This is a genomic window from Pseudoxanthomonas sp. LH2527 (genome assembly GCF_022539275.1).
Lineage (GTDB): Bacteria > Pseudomonadota > Gammaproteobacteria > Xanthomonadales > Xanthomonadaceae > Pseudoxanthomonas_A.
Map to the genome: position 1 here is coordinate 46,041 of NZ_JAKZBW010000011.1, position 24,127 is coordinate 70,167.

Here is a 24,127-nt window from a genome sequence, read left to right on the forward strand (position 1 = left end):
ATAACACCAGAGGGACGCACTGCGTTCCTTCCCACTCCCCATGCATCGCCCCTGCCGTCCGAGACCGCCATGTCGCTGAATGCCAAGATCGCCGCCACGCTCTCCTCCCTGCCGCTGAAGCGCCGGTTCCTGATCCAGACCGCGCTGGTCGCGCTCGGCACCATCGCGCTGGCGGTGATCGCCGCGCGCATGCAGTACCTGGACCTGACCAGCACGCGCCAGGACGGCCTGAAGGCGCAGACCGAGATGGCGCTCAGCGTGATCGCCGGCTATGCCAAGCAGGCGGCCGACGGCAAGCTCGACGAAGCCGACGCCAAGGCGCGGGCACTGGCCACGCTGTCCACGATGCAGGCCAACGGCGGCGTCGACTACTTCTTCGTCACCGACGAAGCCCCGATCATGCTGATGCACCCCACCCGGCCGGACCTGACCGGCAAGCCGCTGGACGACGTGCTGAGCCCGGACGGCAAGCGCATCTTCCCGGAATTCGTCCGCGTGGCGCGGGCCGGCGGCGGCCATGTCGACTACAGCTGGGCCAAGGCCGGCGAGGAAGCGCCGGTGCCGAAGACCTCGTACGCCGCGCTGTACCAGCCGTGGGGCTGGGTGATCGGCACCGGCGTCTATCTCGACGACACGCAGGCGCAGGCGCTGCAGTTCACCGTGGTCATGACCATCGCCGGCGGCCTGCTGGTGCTGCTGAGCATGGCGATCGGCTGGGTCATCGGCCAGTCCGTGCTGGAGCCGGTGGCGCGTGCCCTGTCCGCGATCAAGGGCGTCTCGCGCGGCGACCTGAGCGTGCGCACCGGCCATCACGGCCGCGACGAGGTCGGCCAGATGCTGAAAGCCACCGACGAGATGGTGCACATGCTGGAACGCTTCTCGCACGAGACGCGCGACATGATCCGCCTGCACGAAGCCGAGGACATCACCCACCGCATGCCGGAGGATTTCCCCGGCGTGTACGGCGAACTGGCCGGCGGCATCAACACCATGATGTTCGAGCACCTGCACGCGTTCCGCGATGCCATCGGCATCCTGGAGCGCTACGCCAGCGGCGACCTCAGCCAGGACGCGCGCCGCCTGCCCGGCACCCGTGCGTTCCTGCACGAGGCGATGGACGCGGCCAAGCAGAGCCTGCTGGCCATCAACGGCGAGATCAAGCGGCTGTCGCAGTCGGCGGCGGCCGGCGACTTCACCGCGCGCGGCGATGAGGCCGGCTTCCGCCACGACTTCCTGCAGATGGTGCAGGGCCTGAACACCATGATGGCCACCAGCGACCGCAACCTCGCGCAGCTGTCGGCCCTGCTGCGCGCCATCGCCGACGGCGACCTGACCGCGCGGATGGAAGGCGACTTCCATGGCGTGTTCGCCACGATGCGCGACGACGCCAATGCCACCGTCGCGCAGCTGACCGAGATCGTCGGCGGCATCCAGATGGCCGCCACCAGCATCAACACCGCAGCCGGCGAAATCGCCAGCGGCAACTCGGACCTGTCGCGCCGCACCGAGCAGCAGGCCGCCAACCTGGAAGAAACCGCCGCCTCGATGGAGGAACTGACCTCCACCGTGCGCCAGAACGCCGAATCGGCTCGCCAGGCCAACCAGCTCGCCATCGGTGCCGCATCCGTCGCTTCGCAAGGCGGCGACGTGGTCGGCAAGGTCGTCACCACCATGACCGACATCGAACAGTCCTCGAAGAAGATCGCCGAGATCATTTCTGTGATCGACGGCATCGCCTTCCAGACGAACATCCTGGCGTTGAACGCGGCGGTGGAAGCCGCGCGTGCCGGCGAACAGGGCCGTGGCTTCGCGGTCGTGGCCAGCGAGGTACGTACCCTCGCCCAGCGTTCGGCCAATGCGGCCAAGGAGATCAAGGGCCTGATCGAGAACTCGGTGGACAAGGTGTCCGATGGTTCCAAGCTGGTGAACCAGGCCGGCGCGACGATGGCCGAGATCGTGGCCAGCGTGCAGCGCGTGACCGACATCATGGCCGAGATCTCCGCCGCGTCGCAGGAGCAGAGCGCTGGCATCGAGCAGGTCAACCAGACCATCACCCAGATGGACGAGACCACCCAGCAGAACGCCGCGCTGGTGGAAGAAGCCACGGCCGCCGCGCGTTCGATGGAGGAACAGGCGCAGGCGCTGACCGGTTCAGTGTCGGTGTTCAAGCTGCACACGACGCTCGCCGCGCCGGCGCGGAAAGCAACAGCGGCGGCGACCCCGTCACGGGGGGCAGCGCCGAAGGCTCTGGCCCGCAAGCCGGTGGCCCGCCCGCCCGAGCCGGCGCTGGCCGACGGCGACTGGCAGGAATTCTGACGGCGCCCTCCGTCCCGTGACCGTGTTCAAGTAATCCGGAACCTGGCCGTTATGTCCCTTGAAGGCACCCCACCCTGGCCCCCGATGACCGTCGCACCCACCGCCCACGACGACGCCAGCCGCCCGACGCCCGTGCACCACGCGGAGGCGGCATGCTGCGCCGCACGCTGAATGCGCTGACGCCGCTGCGCGAGGCCCAGGCACCGGCCGAGCCGGCGCACGACAGCCTGTGGCACGTGCTGGAGCAGTCGGTGGATGCGGCCTTCGTCGTCGATGGCCGCCATCGCGTGGTGCTGTTCAACCCCGCGGCCGAAGCGCTGTGGCGCTGCCGCCGCGAGGACGTGCACGGCCTGCCCTTCACCCGCCTGCTGGCGGACGTGCAGGCTGACGGCACGGCCGACTCGACCCTTGCCGCCCTGCTCGGCAGCCATCGCGATGCCGTGCTGCTGCGCCAGGACGGCAGTCAGGCCGCCTGCTCGGTTTCGATGTCGAAGGTGGTGATCGGCGAACACGTCTTCCACACCGCCTTCGTCCGCGACACCAGCGACCAGCAGCGGCAACTGGCGCGCCTGCGCCAGCTGTCCATCGTGGTGGACAGCAGCGACAACGCGATCTTCATCAGCTCGGTCGACCGCGAGGTCGTGTACGTCAACAGCGGCTTCACCCGCATGCTCGGCTACCGGCTGGAGGAACTGCGCGGCATCAAGCCCTCAGAACTGCTGTCCGGTCCGCATACCGACGGCTCGCTGGACGAGCGGATCAACCGGGCGATGGACGCCGGCGAAGGCCTGCAGACCGAGGTGCTGCTGTACACCAAGGCCGGGCGTCCGTTGTGGCTGTCGGCCGCGATCAATCCGGTGCACGACGAAGACGGCACGCTGCTGGGCCTGGTCAGCGTGCTCAGCGACATCACCCGGACCAAGATGCACCAGGTGCTGCACAACAAGGTGCTGGACGCGCTGGTGCACGAGTGGAACGTCGCCGACGTGATGACGCTGATCTGCCGCGAGGTGGAGCACATCGCGCCCGAGCTGACCGTGTCCATCATCACCGTGGACAGCGAAGGGCTGATGCACGCCCTCGCCTCGCCGAGCATGCCCGAAGCCTGGGCGCGCAAGATCAACGGCATGGCGATCGGCCCGCGCGCCGGCGTCTGCGGCGTGGCCGCCTGGCGTGGCCGCGCGGTGCTGGTCAAGGACATCGCCAGCGATCCGCTGTGCGCCAACACCCGCCACCTGACCACGCCGCTGGGGCTGCGCGCGTGCTGGACCCACCCGATCAAGTCGAGCAGCGGCCGCGTACTGGGCACGCTGTCGTTCTACTACCGCGAGAACCGCGGCCCCGACGAACTGCACGAACGCCTCGCCGACACCTGCCTGCACCTGTGCTCGCTGACGCTGGAGCGCGAACAGACCAACGAGCGCGTCCACCAGTTGGCGTTCTACGACACTCTCACCGGCCTGCCGAACCGCATCATGTTCAGCGCCAAGGCCGAGCAGGCGCTGGCCAACGTCGCCCAGTCCAACGGCACGGCCGCCGTGCTGTTCATCGACCTGGACCGCTTCAAGCGGGTCAACGACGCGCAGGGCCACGCCGCCGGCGACGGCCTGCTGCGTGATGTCGCCGCCCGCCTCAGCGAGGAACTGGGCGGCATCAACATCGTCGGCCGCCAGGCCGGCGACGAATTCGTTGCGGTGCTGCCGATGTGCAGCACCGAGCAGGCCGGCAGCGTGGCCGAGCGCCTGCTCGGCGCCATCGCCGCGCCGACCACCGCCGGCCTGATGACCCTGCATCCCAGCGCCAGCATCGGCGTGGCGATGTTCCCCGAGGACGGCCGCGACATCGACCTGCTGGTGCGCCACGCCGACATGGCCATGTACCGCGCCAAGCGCGACGGCGGCAGCGGCTTCCGCTTCTTCAGCGTGGACATGAACCGCCTGGCACAGGAACGCGTCTCGCTGGAAACCGCCTTGCGCGACGCCTTGCGCCAGAACCAGCTGGACCTGCATTACCAGCCGCAGGTCGGGGGTTCCAGCGGCCGCGAACTGTACGGCGTGGAGGCGCTGCTGCGCTGGCACCACGCGGACCTCGGCGTGATTCCGCCCGCGCGCTTCGTGCCGGTCGCCGAAGAGTGCGGCCTGATCGCCGACCTCAGCCTGTGGGTGTTGCGCCAGGCCTGCGCACGCATGGCCGACTGGCGCGGCCGCGGCATCGACATCCCGCGCGTCTCGGTGAACATCTCCGCGATCAACTTCCGCGACCCGCAGCTGTCGCTGCAGATCTCCGACCTGCTGGACGAACACGGCCTGGTGCCCACCGACCTGACGCTGGAGATCACCGAGAGCGTCATGCTCGATCCCGACCCGGACGTGCTGGAGAACATCGAGGCCATCTACCTGCTCGGCGTGCGCCTGTCGCTGGACGACTTCGGCACCGGCTATTCCAGCCTCAGCCACCTGCACCGCCTGCCGATCAGCGAGCTCAAGCTGGACCAGAGTTTCGTGCGCGACATCGACACCAGCGCGATCGCGCGCACGCTGACCTCGTCGGTGCTGCGCATCGGCGAAAGCCTGGGCATGAAGGTGGTGGCCGAGGGCGTGGAAACCGAGTCGCAGCATCGCTTCCTCACCGAACAGCGCTTCCCCGTGCTGCAGGGCTACCTGTTCTCGCCGCCGTTGCCGGCGGACGAGCTGGAGCAGTGGCTGCAGGCGCAGGGTTACAGCGCGGCCCGCGAGGCCGAGGCCGTCGCGTCCGTCGCCTGAGCGCTCGCGCGCGGTCCGGCGCGCCGGCAGGACACGCGAACTGTGACGCACCTCGCAATCGCACACATCCGCGCGTCAGGGTTCGACCATCGTCTCAAGTTTGATCCGGGTGGGCCGATCTCAGCCGGTGAGTCCTTCCCACTTTCCCCACTCTCCGGAGCCACTGGCATGAAGATCGCATCCGTCCTGACCCTGTCCATCGCCGTCGTCGGCGCCGCCCTGCTGATGCCCGCCGCGCCGGCCAGCAGCCAGTCGCAGATCGACAACGCCATCCCCGCCGACATGGCGCCGCGCTTCGCCGGCAAGTCGGGCACCGTCTGCGGCAAGGTCGGCAAGGCCCGCTTCGCCGAGAACTCGGAAGGCACGCCGACCTTCCTGTACATGGGCGGCAACTTCCCGCGCCACACCTTCACCGCGCGCATCCCGGGCGACGCCCGCGCCAAGTTCAAGCCGGCCCCGGAAGAACTGGAAGGCAAGGACGTCTGCGTGATCGGCAACATCGAGCGTGACCAGTCGCGCGCCGAAATCGTCGTCAACTCGCCGTCGAACCTGAAGCTCGCGACGATCCGCTGATACGCCGATCCGTTCCATGGGCAGGGCGCATGACGCCCTGCCCCGGTTGCACCCAGAGCGGCGCGGCGCGCGCCAAGGTCAAAGGAAAAAGAATCCCATGCAGCGGATCAAGAACCTCAAACTGACGACGAAGATGATGCTCGCCTTCGGCGTCGTGCTGGCCCTGATGCTGATCCAGGGCATCGCCGCGTTCGTCGGCCTCAATTCGTTGAACGGCGCCACCACCGAAGTCACCGGCAATGTGCTGCCCAGCGTCAAGGCCGCCGGCGACCTGCGCAGCCTGCTCGGCGAGTTCCGTACCACCGCCTATCGGCAGCACGTACGTGCCAGCGATGCGGTCAAGGCGGAGGCGAAGACCCGCGCTTCAGCGCAGGAGAAAGAGATCGATGCCGGCATCAAGCAGTACGCCGCACTGGTCGCGACGCCGGAGGAAAAGAAAGCCTACGACCTGTTCGTGAAGGAGTGGGCCGCTGCCAAGCAGTCCTATGCCGAAGTGCAGGAGATGATCGACCTCGGCCTGCCGGACGACGCCGTGGACACCTTCATCGGCGCCACGCGGGACCAGCACACCAAGGCCACCAGCGCGCTGACCGCACTCATCGCCATCGTCGACGGTCAGGCCAAACAGGCCAGCGCCAGCGCCGAAAGCACCTACACCGCCTCCAGCACGCTGATGATCGTCATGCTGCTGGCCGGCATCGTCGGCGGCCTGACGCTGGCCTGGTTCTTCGCCCGTGCCATCGCCAACGGCGTCGGCGAGGCCGTGCGCGTGGCCAACGACGTCTCCGCCGGCAAGCTGGACGGCAAGATCGACACCAGCCGCGCCGACGAAGTCGGCCAGCTGCTCACCGCCATGCAGCGCATGCAGACGCAGGTGCAGTCGGTCATCGCCGCGCAGAGCGAGATGGCCGCGCGCCATGACGAAGGCCAGATCAGCTACCGCATGGACGACAGCGCGTTCCCCGGCGAGTACGGCCGGATGGTGCGCGACACCAACGCCCTGGTCGCCTCGCACCTGCAGGCGATCGGCGATGCACTGAAGATCATGCAGCGCTACTCGGTCGGCGACCTGAGCCTGGACATGCCCAAGCTGCCCGGCGAAAAGGCCAACCTCACCGAGACGATGGACGCCACCAAGGCCAACCTGTCGGCCATCAACGGCGAGATCAAGCGCCTGGCCATGTCGGCGTCGGCCGGCGACTTCAGCCAGCGTGGCGACGTGGACAAGTACCAGTACGACTTCCGCGACATGATCGACGGCCTGAACCAGCTGATGGAAACCACCGACGGCAACCTGGCCGAGGTGTCCGAACTGTTGAAGGCGATCGCCCGCGGTGACCTGACCGCGCGGATGGAAGGCGACTTCCACGGCGTGTTCGCCACGATGCGCGACGATGCCGACGCCACCGTGGCGCAGCTGACCGACATCGTCGGCCGCATCCAGGACGCATCGAGCAGCATCAACACCGCCGCCGGCGAGATCGCCAGCGGCAACTCGGACCTGTCGCGTCGCACCGAGCAGCAGGCCGCGAACCTGGAAGAGACGGCCGCCTCGATGGAGGAACTGACCTCCACCGTGCGCCAGAACGCCGAATCCGCCCGCCAGGCCAACCAGCTGTCCATCGGTGCCGCCAGCGTGGCGTCGCAGGGTGGCGAGGTGGTCGGCAAGGTGGTCACGACGATGCGCGACATCGAGCATTCGTCGAAGAAGATCGCCGACATCATCTCGGTCATCGACGGCATCGCCTTCCAGACCAACATCCTGGCGCTCAACGCCGCGGTGGAAGCCGCCCGTGCCGGCGAACAGGGCCGTGGCTTCGCCGTGGTGGCGAGCGAGGTGCGTACCCTCGCCCAGCGCTCGGCCAATGCGGCCAAGGAGATCAAGGGCCTGATCGAAACGTCCGTGGACAAGGTGGCCGACGGTTCCAAGCTGGTGAACCAGGCCGGCGCGACCATGGGCGAGATCGTCGCCTCGGTGCAGCGCGTGACCGACATCATGGCCGAGATCTCGGCGGCGTCGCAGGAACAGAGCGCCGGTATCGAACAGGTCAACCAGACCATCACCCAGATGGACGAGACCACCCAGCAGAACGCCGCACTGGTCGAAGAGGCCTCCGCCGCCGCCCGTTCGATGGAAGAGCAGGCGCAGGCGCTGAGCGAATCCGTCTCGGTGTTCAGGCTGCATGCGCAGGCGCCGGCCGCCCCGCTGGCGACCGCCAAGCCGGCCAAGGCCGCGCCCGCTGCCGCCAGCACCCGGCCGGCAGTCACCCGCAGCAGCGCGCCCGCGCCGCTCGAGCCGGCGCTTGCCGACGGCGACGACTGGCAGGAGTTCTGAGGCACGCCGCTTGCATCCCACGGACATGCCGATGCCCCGTCCTCCCGACGGGGCATTGGTCGAGTAATCCGACAGCCGTCCTCTCTTCCGAGATCCCATGTCCGTCAGTCCCCGCCCCCTTGTTCCGGCACCTTCGACCCGACGGACCTCCGCCGCGCCACCGCATGACGATGCAGCAGCATCCGGCGCGCGCGATTTCGAGTTCGACGACCGCGACTTCCGCCGCGTCGCCGACCTGATCCGCCAGCGGGCCGGCATCGCCCTGGCCGATGGCAAGCGCGACATGGTCTACGGCCGCCTCTCACGCCGCCTGCGTGCGCTGGGACTGCGCAGCTTCAAGGACTACCTGGACCGGCTGGAACGCGATGGCGGCGACGAATGGCAGGCGTTCACCAACGCGCTGACCACCAACCTCACCTCGTTCTTCCGCGAGCCGCACCATTTCGAGCGGCTGCAGGAAGAACTGGCCAAGCGCCGCCACGACGGACCGCTGAAGATCTGGACCTGCGCCGCCTCCACCGGCGAGGAACCGTATTCGATCGCCATCTCCGCCTGCGAGGCCTACGGCACGCTGACCCCGCCGGTACGCATCCTGGCGACCGACGTGGACACGCAGGTGCTGGCCACCGGCGAACGCGGCGTGTACCCGGTCGAACGCATCGCCGGCCTCGACGACACGCTGAAGCGACGCTACTTCCAGCGCGGCAGCGGACCCAACGAAGGCAAGTGCCGCGTGCATCCGGCGCTGCGGCAGATGATCGAGTTCCGCCCGCTCAACCTGCTGGCGCCCCGCTACGACGTGGCCGGTCCGTTCACGGCGATGTTCTGCCGCAACGTGATGATCTATTTCGACAAGCCGACCCAGCGCGGCATCCTCACCCGCCTGGTCCCGCACCTGGCCGACGACGGCATGCTGTACACCGGGCACTCGGAGAACTACCTGCACGCGGCGGACATCATCCAGCCATGCGGCCGCACGCTGTACCGGCGCGCCGGGGCCGCCGCGTGAGCGCCGCCGCGGCCGCGTTCGCCGATGGCAGCGTCCTGCGCTACCACGACATCCGCTTCAAGACCGCAGCCGCCAAGCTGCTGCCCACGCAGTACCTGGTGGTGGACGACCACACCGCGCTGGTCACCGTGCTGGGCTCGTGCGTGGCGGCGTGCATCCGCGACCCGCTGCTCAAGCTCGGCGGCATGAACCACTTCCTGCTGCCCGACGGCAACGTCGGCGACGGCGCGCCCGCGCGCTACGGCAGCTATGCGATGGAACTGCTGATCAACGACCTGCTCAAGCGCGGCGCCGCGCGCAACCGGCTGCAGGCCAAGGTGTTCGGCGGCGCCAACGTGCTGAAGGGGTTCACCAGCAATCCGGTCGGCACGCGCAACGCCGAATTCGTCCGCCGCTATCTGGATGCCGAACGCATCCCGGTGGTGGCCGAAGACCTGCGCGGCATCCATCCGCGCAAGGTCTGGTATTTCCCCGACAGCGGCCGCGCGGTCGTGCAGCGCCTGCCGCATGCGCACGATGCCGAAGTGCTGGCCGCCGAGTCCGCGGCCCGCGCCCGCCTGTCCAAGACTCCCGTCACCGGGGGCGTGGAGCTGTTCTGATGAGCATGACCCCTTGCCGCGTGCTGATCGTCGACGACTCGGCGGTCGTGCGCCAGATGCTGACCGAAATCCTGTCCCGCGACCCTGGCATCGAGGTGGTCGGCTCGGCCGCCGATCCGCTGCTGGCGCGCGACAAGATCAAGCGCCTGAATCCCGACGTGATGACGCTGGACGTGGAAATGCCGCGCATGGACGGGCTGGCGTTCCTGGAGAACGTCATGCGCCTGCGGCCGATGCCGGTGGTGATGATCTCCTCGCTCACCGAGCGCGGCGCCGACACCACGCTGCAGGCGCTGGCCCTGGGCGCGGTGGACTTCGTCTCCAAACCCAAGCTCGATGTCGCCAGCGGCCTGCAGGCGTATTCCGACGAGATCATCGCCAAGGTCAAGGCCGCGGCGAAGGCGCGCGTGCGCCCGCTGGCGCGCCAGGGTGCACCGCGCGTGAACCTCGACGCCGCCCTGCCCGCACCGCCGGCGCTGCGCTTCCGCACCACCGACCGGCTGATCGCCATCGGCGCGTCGGCCGGCGGCACCGAGGCGCTGCGCGTGGTGCTGGAGCAGATGCCTGCCGACGCCCCGGCCATCGTGCTGACCCAGCACATCCCCGCCGGCTTCAGCCGGGCCTTCGCCGAACGCCTGGACCGGCATTCGGCCATGGCCGTGCGCGAAGCGACCGACGGCGAAGCCATCCTGCCCGGCCACGCCTACCTGCCGCCCGGCGGCCTGCACATGCGCGTGATCCGCGACGGCGCCCGCTGGCGCTGCCGCATCGATGACGGCCCGGCGGTGAACCGCCACAAGCCGGCGGTCGACGTGCTGTTCCGCTCGGTCGCGCAGAGCGCCGGCGGCAACGCGGTCGGCGCCATCCTCACCGGCATGGGCGACGACGGCGCCCGCGGCCTGCTGGAGATGAGCCAGGCCGGCGCCCCCACCCTGGTGCAGGACGAAGCCACCAGCGTGGTCTGGGGCATGCCCGGCGCCGCCATGCGCCTGGGCGCCGCCAAGGAAGCCCTGCCACTGGAACGCATCGCCCAGCGCCTGCTCGACCTGGCCGCCGCGATCGCCTGAGGTGCAGGAGCCCTCTTGTGGGAGCAACTGTAGGAGCGACGTCAGTCGCGACCGCACACCCCCACGGTCGTGGACCGAGACACAAGCAAGCAGCGTTGACGGTCAGGTGCACCACTCCAGCATTACCAATGCCCATTCCCTGCCGCGGTCGCGACTCACGTCGCTCCTACAGCGGGACGCAACGCCGGTCACAGATCGTCCGCTGTCGAAAAACCACCCGAATTCCCGCCTAAAGAGCCGTTCCGCACGGCCGATACTCAACAGTGAGCTTCATCAGAGAGCACCCATGTACTCGCGCATCCTGGTTCGTCTGGCGGCACCCCTCATCCTGACCCTGCTGTTCCCGCTGTCGGTCGGCTTCGACTGGCCCAACGCCCTGCAATGGGCCCTGTTGACCTCGCTGACCCTGGCCTGGTTGATTTTCGCCTGGCTGACCGCGACCCACGGGCACCAGATCTCGCCCGAGCACGCCAGCGTCGTGCGCGAGCAGGACGCGTTGCTGACCGAACTGCGCCGCTTCGTCAACAATGAGATCGAAGGCTCGCGCAGCGAGATCGAACGCGCCCGCGAACTGATCCGCGAAGCCGTCAACAACCTCGGCGGCAGCTTCGACGCGATGAACCGCAAGTCGCGCGAACAGAGCGCGGCCATCTCGCGCATCATCGACCGCAACGGCGAGGGCGACCGTGCCGGCGTGGATGTGGCGCGCTTCGCCCAGAACGCCAGCCAGCGCATGGAACAGCTGGTCGAGGCGCTGGAACAGGTCGCCGGCCAGAGCGGCACCACCGTGCACCACATCGACGACATGGCGCAGCACCTGGACGGCATCTTCTCGCTGCTGGAAGACGTCAAGTCGATCGCCGACCAGACCAACCTGCTGGCGCTGAACGCGGCCATCGAAGCGGCGCGCGCCGGTGAAGCCGGACGCGGCTTCGCCGTGGTTGCCGACGAGGTGCGCAACCTGTCCGAGCGCTCCACCGCCTTCAACGAACAGATCCGCAAGCTGGCGCACAGTTCCAAGGAATCGATCGCCAAGGTGCGCGACACCGTCTCCAACATGGCCTCGCGCGACCTCGACCGTTCGCGGGAAGCCCGCTCGGAAGCGGCCGGCATGCTCAACCAGGTGGCGGCGATCAACGCCTCGCTGGGCGATGGCATGCGCGAGGTCTCGATGTGCGGCCACGCCATCGACGCCAGCGTCGCCGACGCGGTCCGCTCGCTGCAGTTCGAGGACATCGCCACCCAGTCGCTGGGCAGCGCGACCACCCACCTGGACCGCCTGACCGCGATCAACAAGGAAGCCGTCGCCCTGCAGGAACTGCTGCACCGCACCGGCGGCGCTACCGACAACGAACTGCTGAGCGCGCTGCGCCTGATCGGCAACCGCCTGCGCGACCAGCGCACGGAATGGGAGCGCCCGCCGCACAAGCCGGTCGCGCAGCAGAACATGGGCGCCGGCACGGTCGAGCTGTTCTGATCGCGGCAGACGCGGCACACGATTGACCACGACGGGGCGGCCACGGGCCGCCCCGTCGCGTTTCCGCACCCTGCCCGCCCGACCTCGAAGTCGCGCTGGCATACTGCGGCCACGCCCGCACCGTCGCTGCCGATGCCGAACCCGCCTTCCTCCTCTGCCTTGCTGCTGCAGCTGTTCCGCCTGCAGGAAGCCGAGCGCCATCGCGTCGGCCGGGCCCTGCACAACCAGGTCGGGCAGGCGCTGTCGGCGATCCGCATGGGCGCCCACCTGGTGCAGTCGGAAGACGATGCCGACCTGCGCGCGGAGGACTTGCAGGAGATCATCCGCGCCAGCGACGACGCCGTCGCCATCGTGCGCGACCTGCATGCCACGCTGCATCCGCCGCAACTGGATTCGATCGGCCTGGACGCCGCGCTGCGTGCCGAGCACGAACGTGTGTTCCCCGGCGCCGCCCTGACCCTGGCACCGCTGCCGCACGCGCCGGCAGCCGACCACGCCCTGGTCGCGTTCCGCATCGCCCAAGGGGTGATGCGTGCCGTCGCGCAGGCGGGAAGCACACTGGCCGTGTCGCTGGCAGGCAGCGCGGAGGGATCGGGCGCCTTCACGCTGGACCTGCAGGCCGAGGGCGCGACCGACCTGCCCGAGCTGCCGCTGCTGCAGGCACTGGCGGGCGCGGCCGGCGGCGGCCTCGATGCCGTTTCCGGCACGCACTGGCGACTTCGCCTACCCTATGGCCCCACGTCCGCAACGCCTGCCGATCCCGCGTGAATACCGAGCACGCCCACCTGCCCCGCCTGCCGCGCCTGGGCGCCGGCGAACCCGACCTGCAACGCATGGTCGACACGGCGACCGCGGACGGTACGCCGCTGATGCTGCTGTACCTGGACATCGACCACTTCCGCTCGATCAACGAGAACATGGGCGTGGAAGTCGGCGACGAAGCGCTGGCGATCCTCAGCGACCGCCTGCAGCGGGCGCTCGGCCCGGAAGCGCGGGCGTGGCGCCACGGCAGCGACGAGTTCATCGTGGCGGTGCCGCGCGTGGCCGGCACACTGCCGCCGGAGCGCTTCGGCGACATGCTGCGCGAGCAGATCGAACTGCCGATGACGGTGCTGCCGTACACCCTGTTCCTGACCGGCACGCTGGGCGTGGCGCTGTGTCCCGAACATGCCGACACCGCCTCGGGCCTGCTGCAATGCGCGGAAAGCGCGATGGAACAGGCCAAGCACGAAGGCATGAACCTGGTGCGCCTGTACCGGCGCGGCGCGGCGATCACCGCGCGCAGCGACAGCATCATCGCGCGGCAGATCGTCAACGCCATCCACCACAACGAACTGCGCCTGTTCTACCAGCCGCAGATCAACGCGCACGACGGCCGCGTGGTGGGCATGGAAACCCTGCTGCGCTGGTACTCCCCCGCGCTCGGCCTGCTGGTGCCGGAGCGCTTCATGCACGTGGCCGAGAAACTCGGCGTCATCGTGCAGATCGGCGACTGGGTGCTGCGCAACGCCTTCAAGCAGGCGCGCGTGTGGCGCGACTGGGGCTTCGACGACTTCGAGATCGCGGTCAACGTGTCGACGCTGCAGCTGCTGCGTCCCAGTTTCGTGTCCGAGGTGCTGGAAGCGATGCAGGAGGCCGGCATCCCGCCGCAGATGGTGGTGCTGGAAGTCCGCCAGAACGCGCTGGCCAAGGACATGAACCTGGTCCATCGCACGCTGGCGCATCTGCACCGCGAAGGCGTGCGGCTGACGCTGGACGACTTCGGGATGGGCGATTCCAACCTGGATTCGCTGGTCCGCTTCTCGGTGGACAAGATCAAGATCGACCGCAACTTCGTGAAGGGCGTGCCGTCCAGCCCGCGCGAGGTGGCCATCACCTGCGCCATCATCGCGATGGGCCACCAGCTGGGCATGAAGGTCATCGCGCATGGCGTGGAGACCGACACGCAGCTGGGCTTCCTGCGCCGCAACCAGTGCGACATGTTCCAGGGCCACCTGTTCGGCGAACCGATGTCGGCCGAGGATGCCGGCGCCGTGCTGCGCCGCCGCTACCTGCGCGCGGACGCGTTCGCCGCCACCAAGCCGGACCGCACCCTGCTGCTGCTGGACGACGAGGAGAACATCCTGCGCTCGCTGGTGCGCCTGTTCCGCCGCGACGGTTACCGTATCCTCGCCGCCAGCAACGTCACCGACGCCTTCGAGCTGCTGGCGACCAACGACGTGCAGGTCATCCTGTCCGACCAGCGCATGTCGGACATGAGCGGCACCGAGTTCCTCGGCCGCGTGCGCCTGCTGTATCCGGACACCGTGCGGCTGGTGCTGTCCGGCTACACCGACCTGGCCACGGTGACCGAGGCGATCAACCGCGGCGAGATCTACCGCTTCCTGACCAAGCCATGGAACGACGACGACCTGCGCGAACACATCCGCCAGGCCTTCACCACCTACGAGAACCAGCCGCACCACCGCGCGCATGCCTGACGCTTTCGCGCCGATGCTGGAGGGCTGGTGCCTGTATCTGCTGGAATGCCGCAACGGCACGTACTACGCCGGCATCACCAACCGGCTCGAAGCACGCTACGCCGCGCATGTCGCCGGCACCGGCGCCAAGTACACCCGCGCGAACCCGCCGCTGCGCGTGCTGGCGACTCGTGGCTATCCCGACCGCAGTGCCGCCTCGCGCGCCGAGGCGCAGCTGAAGCGGCTGCCCCGGGCGAAGAAGCTGGGGTTCTTCGAATAGTCGGCCGTCATTCCGGCGAACGCCGGAATCCATCTTGATCCTGCGCTTGCTGCTCAACAGAGGAAGATCAACATGGGTCCCAGCGTTCGCTGGGACGACGAAACATCACGGAACAGGACCACTCACACCGCGTCGAGACTCGGCTGCCGGATCGGCAGGGTGATGCGGAAGCAGGCGCCGGCGCCGGGCACGTTGCGTGCCTCGATGCGGCCGTTGTGCTTCTTGACGATGCCGTAGGAGATCGACAGGCCCAGGCCGGTGCCGCTGCCGACCGGCTTGGTGGTGAAGAACGGGTCGAAGATGCGCTGCAGGATCTCGTCCGGGATGCCGTGGCCGCTGTCCTGGATGTCCACCCAGACCTCCTCGCCCTCCACGCCGGTGGTGACGTGGATCGTGCCGCGTTCGTCGATGGCATGGCTGGCGTTGAGCAGGATGTTCATGAACACCTGGTTCAACTCGGACGGGCGGCACTGCACCAGCGGCAGCTTGCCGTAGTGCTTCTCCAGCGTGACCTTGTACTTCAGCTCGTTCCAGATAATGTTGATGGTGGAATCCAGGCCGGCGTGCAGGTCGGCGGATTTCCAGCTGTCGTCGCGTCCGGAGTACGAGAAGTCCTTCAGGTTGCGCACGATGGCGGTGACGCGTTCGATGCCCTCGCGCGATTCGGACATCAGCTGCGGCAGGTCGCCGGTGATGAAGTCGATGTCGGCGCGCGCACGCAGGTCTTCGATCTCGGGCAGCATCGTCTTGGGATCGGGCAGGCGCAGCGCGCGCTCGTAGACCTCGATCAGCGAGAACAGGCTGTGCAGGTATTCCTGCAGCGAGCCGAGGTTGGAGTGCACGTAGCCGATCGGGTTGTTGATCTCGTGCGCAACGCCGGCGGCGAGCTGGCCGATCGAGGCCATCTTCTCGGACTGCACCAGCTGTTCCTGTGCACCAGCCAGCCGCACCAGCGTCTGCCGGAGCTGGGCGTGGCGGCGCTGCAGTTCCTGCTGGCGCGCATGCGCCTCGCTGACGTCGTGGAACACGACCAGGCAGTGGCCGCCGCCGGGATTGTCGTGGAAGTAGGCCCGCACCTGCAGCACCAGGCCGTCGTCGAGCGTCAGGTCGGCGTTCCAGCGACCGGTCTCGCGCGCGGTGCGGATCGCATCCGCCGGCAGCAGGCGCGACAGGGCGGCAAGGGGATCGACATGGTCGTTGACCAGCGCGCGTGCCGCCGCGTTGGCATGCAGCGGACGCGCATCGCCACGGCAGAGCAGATAACCATCGTCCATCAGTTCGGCCAGCGCCTTGAGGTCGGCGAAGGTCGGAATGTCGTCCACGGCGCAGGCGCCGGGGGACGTGTTCAATGGCGGGACTGTGGCCACGGATGCATCGGGTGGCGGCGATGGGGCGCCAGTATCCGGCGCGGCCGCGGGAGCGGCAAGGTGCGGTGTCGCAGTTTGCGGATCCGGCACCGGGCTCAGGCGACCGCGAGCGGACGCGGCGCGGACGTCGTGGACGTCTGCCCCTGCGCATCGTAGGCGCCGTGGCTTTCGGTGCGGCCCAGATGGCGCAGCGCCCAGTTCACTTCACGACGGCGACGCGCCAGCAGGATGCCGTTGGCATGGTTCTTCTCGGCCAGCTCGGCCAGCTGCTCGCGCAGGTCTTCCGGGAAGCCGAAGCCGGCGGCCGCGGTTTCCAGTGCGCGCAGCGCATCCAGCTTGTCCTGCGTGCAACGCACCAGCGCTTCCACGTCGTGCTCGACGATGGCGCGCCGTTCCCCTTCCAGGGCCGCGGACAGTCGCTGGAGGGAGGCATGGCTCATTGCGCTCAGCCGCCCAACTGGTCTTCCAGGCCCAGCATGCCGTCGGCGATCGCCTCGGCATTGACCTTGTAGGTACCGGCCTGCAGCGCTTCACGCACGGCCTGCACGCGGGATTCGTTGATCGCGGGCGCGTTGGACAGCTCGCGCTGCATCGCCTGCAGGCTGGCGGCCTCGCCGGTCAGGCGCAGACTGTCGCCGCCGGCACTGGCTTCGACCGGCCGCGAACGTTCGGCACCCGCCGGCGCAACACGGCCGCCAACGGGGCCGGTGGTGCGGACGGCGGCAGGGGGAGTGCCTTCGATTTTCTGGCTCATTTCATTCACCTGTCACAGGGTTCATAGGAGTTATCGGCCGCGGCCCTTCCGACTTTAGTGACGGAGGCCACAATCCGCGGAAGTGCCGGATCGTGCCCGGCCTGCTTCCACCCACGTTCGATATCGGCCACCCCCGGCATACCTTGAGGGCGATGTGGCCATGATGCGTCATCGGCTGACCCAGACGTCGCCGCCCGGCCCCACCACGCCCTGCACCACGCGGCGCGAGGACAGGTTTTCCACGGTGACCCGCTCATTCTCGCCGCCATCGGCGAGCGCCTTGCCGGCCACGCGCACTTCCACCCCGCCGCGACGGGACACCAGCGCCACGTTGTCGCCGCGCCGCACCAGCCGCTGCGCAACCAGGTCGGTCGAGGCCAGCACCGCGCCTGCCGAGAGCATACGACGCGCGACCCGGCCCACCGCCTGTGCCGGATCAGCGACGGCGGCGCCGACGATGCGCGAGGCATCGCGACGCTCGGCGACGAAGGCGTCGGCGGTGATCGTTTCGCCCGGGGCGACGCCTCGCGCCAGCACCAGCACGGTCTGGCTGCGGCGCACGCGCACGGGCACGAACAGGCGCCACCCGGCGTCCTGCGGGCAACTGACTTCCACGCTGTTGCTGCCCTGGATGCGCGCCACCAGCGCCGCACCGCAACGCGGCAGGCGCAGAGCGGGATCCAGCGTGGCCTCGGCTTCGCTGCCGGCAGGCAACGCGCCCAGGGCGGCGGCCTTGATGCTGTCGACCGGCTGGAAGTCCGCGGCCAGCACGCTGCACGCGGTCAGGCCGCCGATCAGGGCGAAGGTGAGGCGCAGCATGGGCGGCATCCGGAGGTTCATCGGCGGGGAAGCTGCAAGCGGTGTGCCAGAGCCCTCGACTGTCGCGGGGTCCGAGGTGTTGTCTTTCTGACGCGCTTGAGCCCCTCTCCCCGCGGGAGAGGGGTTGGGGAGAGGGCCAACGAAGCCAGCGCGTTCAGGCTTCCTGTACTGCGACCATCTCCACGATGGCTCTTGGTTTTGATGGTCTTGCGACAGGGGTTTTCTTCTCGGGCACATGGCGCCGCTCGCCGCGGGGGCAGACGCTCAAACCCCCTCTCCCTGCGGGAGAGGGGTTGGGGAGAGGGCCAACGAAGTCAGCGCGTTCAGGCTTCCCGTGCTGCGACCACATCCGCGATGGCTTTTGGTTTTGATGGCCTTGCGACAGGGGTTTTCTTCTCGGGCACATGGTGCCGCTCGCCGCGGAGGCCTTACTTTCTTTGCTTGTGCAAAGAAAGTAAGCAAAGAAAGCACACCCCGGCGGTCCGCCCGCCGCTACGCGGCGGGTGCGCAGTCCCGGCGGGAATTTTCGTGCGGGGCATCGTGCCCCGTACGAAAACGCCGCACATCCTTGTGCGGCGCCCCTTTGGGGTTTTACCCGCCGTGACTGCCGGACCTCAGGGGGCCCGACAGCCAAAGCCGACGCGTCGCCGTTGCTCCTGCTTTTCGGGGCCCCCATGAGGCACGGCGGGTGGGCCGGGTAAAACCCTAAGGGCGCCGCCCCGGATGGGCGGCGTTTTCGTATGGCACATGGATGTGCCTTACGAAAATTCCCGGACCGCTCGCGGACCCTGCGCAAAGCGCAGGGCGTGCCGCCTGGGGCGTGTTTCTTTGGTTCCTTTCTTTGCACGAGCAAAGAAAGGAATGCCCCCGCGGCGAGCGGCACCATACATGCGGGAATAAAGCCCCATCCCGCAAGGCCATGAAGCCAAAACCCATAGCGGATGCGGGCCACGCCATGGAGATCGAAGAAGCGGACCTCGTTGGCCCTCTCCCCAACCCCTCTCCCGCAGGGAGAGGGGCTTCAACAAGCGCCGCTCCCCCGGCTCAAGTGCCCTATCCCGCGGCCGATATGCTGTGCATGACCCAGGATCTGCTCAACCGCATCGACCAACGCACCCGCCTGGCCGGCCACAACCGCCTCGCCCTGCTGCTGTTCCGCCTGGGCGGGCGTCAGCTTTTTGGCGTCAACGTCTTCAAGGTGCAGGAAGTCCTGCGCCGGCCCTCGCTGTTCCAGCTCCCCGGCCTGCCGGGGGAGTTCGTCGGCGTGGCCGACGTCCGCGGGCGGTCGGTGCCCGTGCTCGACCTGGGCCTGAGCATCCGCCACCCCGAGCGCGACCCCAATCCCGAGAACGCCCCCAACTACCTGGTGGTCACCGAGTTCAACCGCTCGGTGCAGGGCTTCCTGGTCAGCGGCGTGGAGCGGATCGTCAACATCGCGGTGGAGGACATCCATCCGCCGCCGGAGCTGGGCGCGGAAAACAGCTACCTGACCGCCGTGACGCGCTTCCAGGGCGAGCTGATCCAGGTGATAGACGTGGAAAGCGTGCTGGCCGACATCTGCCAGTCGCGCATGGACGCCACCCTGGCGCCGGAGATGGCCCTGCCCGCCGATGCACCGCCGATGCAGGTGCTGGTGGTCGACGACTCGCGCGTGGCGCGCTCGCAGATCCGCAGCGTGCTGGAGCAGTTGGGCGTCACCGCCACCCTGCTCTCGGACGGCCGGCAGGCACTGGACCACCTCTTGCAGGTGCATGCCGCCGGCGAGAACCCGGCCGAGCGCTACGCCATGGTCATCTCCGACATCGAGATGCCCGCCATGGACGGCTACACCCTGACGACGGAAATCCGGCGCCACCCGGGCCTGGCCGGCCTGTACGTGCTACTGCACACGTCCCTGTCGGGCGTGTTCAACAACGCGATGGTCGAACGCGTGGGCGCCAACGCCTTCGTGGCCAAGTACAGCCCCCACGAACTGGCCGAACACGTGCTGTTCCGCCTGAACCAGGTGGTCCAGGCCCGACTCGCGGCGTAAAGCGCCCCTCATCCGCCCTTCGGGCACCTTCTCCCCGCGTCGCAGGGAGAAGGAAGCGCGCGTTCTGGCACACGCCTTGCAACTGCCCCGGCAACGGTCTGCCGGAGCGGTGCCATGTCCAATCCCATCTCCAGTTACCTCGGTGTCCACGCCGCGGCGTTGCCGCTGCGTGAGCAGCGCATGCAGCTGATCGCCAGCAATCTGTCCAACGCCGACACGCCCAACTTCAAGGCCAAGGACCTGGACTTCCAGGCTGCCCTGGAACAGGCCGCCGCCAAGGCCGCGCCGCTGAGCAGCACAAACGAGCAGCACATGACGCTGCTCAACGCCTCGCCGCGCATCTTCGAGCGCGACGGCGTGCAGCCCAGCCTCGACGGCAACACCGTCGACGCCGACACCGAGCGCGCCGCCTACGGCCGCGCGGCGCTGGAATACCGCGCCTCGCTCAGCTTCATCGAATCCAAGGTGCGCACCATGCTCACCGCGATCACCGGCCAGTAAGGGGGAATGCCATGAGCAACCTGCCGATCTTCGACGTCGCCGGTTCCGCGCTGCAGGCGCAGTCCGTGCGCCTTAACACCATCGCCAGCAACCTGTCCAACGCCGATTCCATCGCCTCCTCGCCGGAGGCGGTGTACAAGCCGATCGAACCGATCTTCCAGGCGCGCAAGCTCAATGCGGACGGGTCGCTGACCTCGGTGCAGGTGAAGGAAATCACCCAGAGCGAGGCACCGCCGATCAAGCGCTACGAGCCCGGCCATCCGATGGCCGATGGCGATGGCTACGTCTATGCGCCGGATGTCGATCCGGTCGCGCAGATGGTCAACCTGATCTCCGCCTCGCGCGGCTACCAGGCCGGCGTGGAAGTGCTGAACACCGCCAAGGAACTCGCCCTGGCCACGCTGACGATGGGCCGCTGACGCGCCCTCCCCTGACCGAGCACACCCATGACCACTGTCAACGGCGATCCGTTTGCCGCCCTCAACACCAGCACCACCGGCGCCGCGACCACCGCGAAGAAAGCCGACACCCTGGGCCAGGCCGACTTCATGCGGCTGATGACCGAGCAGCTGAGCAACCAGGACCCGCTGAAACCGCTGTCCAACAGCGAGTTCGTCGCCCAGCTGGCGCAGTTCTCCACCGTGCAGGGCATCAGCGACCTCAACGGCACCGTCAACGGCTTCACCGCCGCACTGACCGGCGACCAGGTGCTGAAAGGCGCCGCGCTGGTCGGCCACTCGGTGGTGGTGCCGTCCGAATCCATCGCCCTGCCGGCCACCGGCAACGCCAGCGGCCTGGTGATGTCGCCCGGCGCCGGCAAGGTGACGTTCGAGATCAAGGACGCCAGCGGCATCGTGGTGGACACCATCGAAGTGGACGCCACCGGCAAGGGCGAAACCGCGTTCGCCTGGGATGGCGTGAAGGCCAACGGCGAACGTGCCGACGCCGGCGCGTACACGATCAAGGCCACGCACACCGCCAGCGATGGCACCGGTACCGCCCTCAACACCTACGTCGACGCCACCGTGGACAGCGTGACCATCGGCTCCGACGGCCTGTACCTCAACCTGCCCGGCCTGGGCACCGCCCCGCTCGACTACGTGCTGCGCATCGGCAAGTCGGCGTCCTGACACCCACGCTCCCACCGCATCCCGCAAGGAGTCTTCCATGGCATTCAACAGTTCCCTGTCCGGCATGAGGGCGGCCAACGCCGACCTCAACGTCACCTCGCACAACATCGCCAACGTCAACACCACCGGCTTCAAGGAGTCGCGCGCGGAGTTCGCTGAGGTGTTCTCGTCCACCGGCTACGGCCTGATGCGCAACGGCATCGGCGCCGGCGTGAGGCTGACCAACGTGGCCCAGCAGTTCTCGCAGGGCGACATCAACCAGACCGGCCGTTACCTGGACATGGCGGTGGACAAGGAAGGCTTCTTCACCGTCAGCAACAACGGTACCAACGTCTACACGCGCGCCGGCAACTTCCAGCGCGATCCGAACGGCTTCGTCACCACGCCGGAAGGCTACCGCCTGCAGGTGTTCCCGCCGCGTGCCGACGGCATCGGCTTCGACACCGGCAACATGACCGACCTGCGCCTGCTGACCACCGACAGCCCGCCCTCGCCGACCACCGCCGTGGAACTGGGCGTCACCCTGCCCGGCAACGCCGCGCAGCCGACGATCGCCCCGTTCTCGCCGACCGACAGTGCCAGCTACAACGAAACCACCTCGGTCACCGTGTACGACTCGCTGGGTGTGGCCCACCAGCAGACCGTGTACTACGTGAAGACACCGAACCCGAACGAGTGGCAGATGCACACCTATGTGGATGGCGCTTCGATGGGCGCGCCGACCACCGTGCAGTTCGACAACAACGGCACGCTGACCGCACCGGCCAATGGCCAGGTGGCGCTTGCCCCGTTCACGCCCAGCACCGGTGCCGGCGTGTTGAACATGACGCTGAACATCAGCGGCACCACGCAATACGGTGAGCAGTTCGCCAAGCGCATCCAGAACCAGGACGGCTACGCCACCGGCAAGCTCAACGAGTTCAGCGTGTCCGAAACCGGCGTGGTCTACGCGCGCTATTCCAACGGCGAAGACCAGGCGCTGGGCCAGGTGGCTCTGGCCAACTTCAGCAATCCGCAGGGCCTGGTGTCGCAGGGCAACAACACCTGGACGCACAGCTACGCCTCGGGTGAGCCGCGCATCGGTGCACCGGGCACATCGGACTTCGGCCAGGTGGCCTCCGGCGCGCTGGAGGCCTCGACCGTCGACCTGACCGAACAACTGGTCAACATGATCGTGGCGCAGCGCAACTTCCAGGCCAACTCGCAGGCGCTGTCCACGCAGGACCAGATCACCCAGGCGGTGATCAACATCAGGTGAGGCGAGGAGTGAGCGGGGAGGAGTGAGGAGTGAGTGGAATCTACCGCACTCGCTGACACACTCCCCCGCCTTTCCTCACTTCTCACTCCTCTTCACTCTGGACTCGCCTCATGGACAAAGCCCTCTACGTCGCAATGACCGGTGCCCGCGCTTCGCTGCAGGCGCAGGGCACGGTGTCGCACAACCTGGCCAACGTGGACACCAAGGGCTTCAAGGCCGCGTTGGCGGGCACCGAGGCGTTCAAGATCCAGGGTCAGGGATTTCCCTCGCGTGTCGATGCGGTGCTGATCGATCCCGGTTTCGACGGACGCACCGGTTCGCAGATGGTCACCGGACGTTCGCTCGACGTGTCGCTGCAGCCCAACCGCTGGATGGCCGTGCAGGCCGCCGATGGCGGCACCGCCTACACGCGCAACGGCGAGCTCAACGTCACCCCGAACGGCCAGCTGGTGACGGCCGGCGGCCGCGCGGTGCTGGACGACAACGGCAACCCCATCGCGATACCGCCGGCGCAGTCGATCGACATCGGCGCGGACGGCACGGTGTCGATCATCCCGCAGGGCGAAGGCCCGCAGACGATGGCCGTGGTCGGTCGCATGCGCATCGTGGAAGCGGCGCAGTCGCAGCTTGCACGCGGCGGCGATGGCCTGATGCGTCCTTCGGACCCGCAGGCGCCGGCATTGCCGGTAGCCAACGGCAACAGCCTGACCATGGGCGTGCTGGAAGGCAGCAATGTGGATGCGGCCGGTGCGCTGGTGCAGATGATCCAGTTGCAGCGGCAGTTCGAGATGCAGGTGAAGGTGATCCGCAGCGGCGACGAGATGGCGCAGTCGTCCAACCAGTTGCTCCGTCTGGGCGGTTGACGCATGAAGCCTGAAGCCTGAAGTATCTCTCCCTGTGCTGGGAGCCCCTCTCCCTGCGGGAGAGGGGTTGGGGTGAGGGCCAACGAAGTCCGCGTCTTCGCTCTGCATGGTGTGGTCCGCATCCGCTATGGGTTTTGGCTTCAGGGCCTTGCGGGGTGGGCTTTCTTCTTGGAGGCATGGTGCCGCTGGCCGCGGAGGCCTTACTTTCTTTGCTTGTGCAAAGAAAGTAAGCAAAGAAAGCACACCCCGGCGGTCCGCCCGCCGCAAGCGGCGGGTGCGCAGTCCCGGCGGGAATTTTCGTGCAGGGCATCCTGCCCTGTACGAAAACGGCGCACATCCTTGTGCGCCGCCCCTTTGGGGTTTTACCCGCCGTGACTGCCGGACCTCAGGGGGGGCCCAGGAGCGACGTCTGAAACATACCGTGCAGCCGCTTTGCTCTTGCTTGCTTTTGGGTCCCCATGAGGCACGGCGAGGGGGCCGGGTAAAACCCGAAGGGCGCCGCCCCGGATGGGCGGCGTTTTCGTAT

At 68.1% G+C, this 24,127-nt stretch carries 21 protein-coding genes; 17 read left to right on the forward strand and 4 right to left on the reverse strand.

Annotation, left to right across the window (positions count from 1 at the left end):
• Positions 1-69: 69 nt before the first annotated feature.
• From MMG85_RS08185 to MMG85_RS08235, 11 genes are all read left to right on the forward strand, one after another.
• Positions 70-2,316, forward strand: coding sequence for a methyl-accepting chemotaxis protein (locus MMG85_RS08185; RefSeq protein ID WP_241045595.1), 2,247 nt, complete (start codon positions 70-72; stop codon positions 2,314-2,316).
• Between the two features lie 152 nt (positions 2,317-2,468).
• Complete coding sequence (locus tag MMG85_RS08190; RefSeq protein WP_241045596.1) at positions 2,469-5,078, forward strand: EAL domain-containing protein; 2,610 nt, start codon at positions 2,469-2,471, stop codon at positions 5,076-5,078.
• A gap of 168 nt (positions 5,079-5,246) precedes the next feature.
• Positions 5,247-5,651 (forward strand): hypothetical protein, encoded by a 405-nt coding sequence (locus MMG85_RS08195; RefSeq protein WP_241045597.1) that lies wholly within the window; start codon positions 5,247-5,249, stop codon positions 5,649-5,651.
• Positions 5,652-5,748: 97 nt separating this feature from the next.
• Positions 5,749-7,986 (forward strand): methyl-accepting chemotaxis protein, encoded by a 2,238-nt coding sequence (locus tag MMG85_RS08200; RefSeq protein WP_241045598.1) that lies wholly within the window; start codon positions 5,749-5,751, stop codon positions 7,984-7,986.
• 97 nt (positions 7,987-8,083) lie between these two features.
• Positions 8,084-8,995: a CheR family methyltransferase gene (locus MMG85_RS08205; protein ID WP_241045599.1), complete on the forward strand. Its 912-nt coding sequence runs from the start codon at positions 8,084-8,086 to the stop codon at positions 8,993-8,995.
• Positions 8,992-9,594 carry a chemoreceptor glutamine deamidase CheD gene (gene cheD, locus MMG85_RS08210; protein ID WP_241045600.1) on the forward strand — a complete coding sequence of 201 codons (603 nt, stop codon included), beginning with the start codon at positions 8,992-8,994 and terminating at the stop codon, positions 9,592-9,594. The genes MMG85_RS08205 and cheD overlap by 4 nt, the downstream gene beginning before the upstream one ends.
• Entirely contained in the window at positions 9,591-10,661 is a 1,071-nt protein-coding gene (locus tag MMG85_RS08215; RefSeq protein WP_241045631.1) for a chemotaxis response regulator protein-glutamate methylesterase, read from the forward strand. The genes cheD and MMG85_RS08215 overlap by 4 nt, the downstream gene beginning before the upstream one ends.
• A gap of 286 nt (positions 10,662-10,947) precedes the next feature.
• Positions 10,948-12,138: a methyl-accepting chemotaxis protein gene (locus tag MMG85_RS08220; RefSeq protein ID WP_241045601.1), complete on the forward strand. Its 1,191-nt coding sequence runs from the start codon at positions 10,948-10,950 to the stop codon at positions 12,136-12,138.
• Between the two features lie 132 nt (positions 12,139-12,270).
• Positions 12,271-12,906 carry a histidine kinase gene (locus MMG85_RS08225; protein ID WP_241045602.1) on the forward strand — a complete coding sequence of 212 codons (636 nt, stop codon included), beginning with the start codon at positions 12,271-12,273 and terminating at the stop codon, positions 12,904-12,906.
• 65 nt (positions 12,907-12,971) lie between these two features.
• A complete protein-coding gene (locus tag MMG85_RS08230) occupies positions 12,972-14,618 on the forward strand; it encodes an EAL domain-containing protein (protein ID WP_241045632.1) in 1,647 nt (548 codons plus the stop codon).
• A complete protein-coding gene (locus MMG85_RS08235; protein ID WP_241045603.1) occupies positions 14,611-14,877 on the forward strand; it encodes a GIY-YIG nuclease family protein in 267 nt (88 codons plus the stop codon). Before MMG85_RS08230 ends, MMG85_RS08235 begins: the two co-directional genes overlap by 8 nt.
• Positions 14,878-14,999: 122 nt before the next feature.
• On the opposite strand, the gene MMG85_RS08240 is transcribed toward MMG85_RS08235, so the two are convergent.
• The 4 genes from MMG85_RS08240 to flgA form a co-directional block, all read right to left on the reverse strand.
• A complete protein-coding gene (locus MMG85_RS08240) occupies positions 15,000-16,151 on the reverse strand; it encodes an ATP-binding protein (RefSeq protein ID WP_241045633.1) in 1,152 nt (383 codons plus the stop codon).
• Between the two features lie 188 nt (positions 16,152-16,339).
• The gene (locus MMG85_RS08245; RefSeq protein ID WP_055944397.1) at positions 16,340-16,684 is read right to left on the reverse strand and encodes a flagella protein; all 345 of its coding nucleotides are present in this window, start codon (positions 16,682-16,684) and stop codon (positions 16,340-16,342) included.
• Between the two features lie 5 nt (positions 16,685-16,689).
• Positions 16,690-16,998 carry a flagellar biosynthesis anti-sigma factor FlgM gene (gene flgM / locus MMG85_RS08250; protein WP_055944394.1) on the reverse strand — a complete coding sequence of 103 codons (309 nt, stop codon included), beginning with the start codon at positions 16,996-16,998 and terminating at the stop codon, positions 16,690-16,692.
• A gap of 168 nt (positions 16,999-17,166) precedes the next feature.
• On the reverse strand, positions 17,167-17,817 hold the full coding sequence (gene flgA, locus MMG85_RS08255) for a flagellar basal body P-ring formation chaperone FlgA (protein WP_241045604.1): 651 nt from the start codon (positions 17,815-17,817) through the stop codon (positions 17,167-17,169).
• Positions 17,818-18,895: 1,078 nt separating this feature from the next.
• Here flgA and MMG85_RS08260 point away from each other — a divergent pair.
• The 6 genes from MMG85_RS08260 to MMG85_RS08285 all read left to right on the forward strand — a co-directional run bounded on the left by MMG85_RS08260 (position 18,896) and on the right by MMG85_RS08285 (position 23,601).
• Entirely contained in the window at positions 18,896-19,849 is a 954-nt protein-coding gene (locus MMG85_RS08260) for a chemotaxis protein (protein WP_241045605.1), read from the forward strand.
• 114 nt (positions 19,850-19,963) lie between these two features.
• The gene (gene flgB / locus MMG85_RS08265; RefSeq protein ID WP_055944391.1) at positions 19,964-20,350 is read left to right on the forward strand and encodes a flagellar basal body rod protein FlgB; all 387 of its coding nucleotides are present in this window, start codon (positions 19,964-19,966) and stop codon (positions 20,348-20,350) included.
• 11 nt (positions 20,351-20,361) lie between these two features.
• The gene (flgC, locus tag MMG85_RS08270) at positions 20,362-20,769 is read left to right on the forward strand and encodes a flagellar basal body rod protein FlgC (RefSeq protein WP_055944388.1); all 408 of its coding nucleotides are present in this window, start codon (positions 20,362-20,364) and stop codon (positions 20,767-20,769) included.
• A 27-nt stretch (positions 20,770-20,796) separates the two neighbouring features.
• On the forward strand, positions 20,797-21,480 hold the full coding sequence (locus MMG85_RS08275) for a flagellar hook capping FlgD N-terminal domain-containing protein (RefSeq protein WP_241045606.1): 684 nt from the start codon (positions 20,797-20,799) through the stop codon (positions 21,478-21,480).
• Between the two features lie 37 nt (positions 21,481-21,517).
• A complete protein-coding gene (gene flgE / locus MMG85_RS08280; RefSeq protein WP_055944383.1) occupies positions 21,518-22,738 on the forward strand; it encodes a flagellar hook protein FlgE in 1,221 nt (406 codons plus the stop codon).
• A 110-nt stretch (positions 22,739-22,848) separates the two neighbouring features.
• On the forward strand, positions 22,849-23,601 hold the full coding sequence (locus tag MMG85_RS08285) for a flagellar basal body rod protein FlgF (protein WP_241045607.1): 753 nt from the start codon (positions 22,849-22,851) through the stop codon (positions 23,599-23,601).
• Positions 23,602-24,127 lie beyond the last annotated feature (526 nt).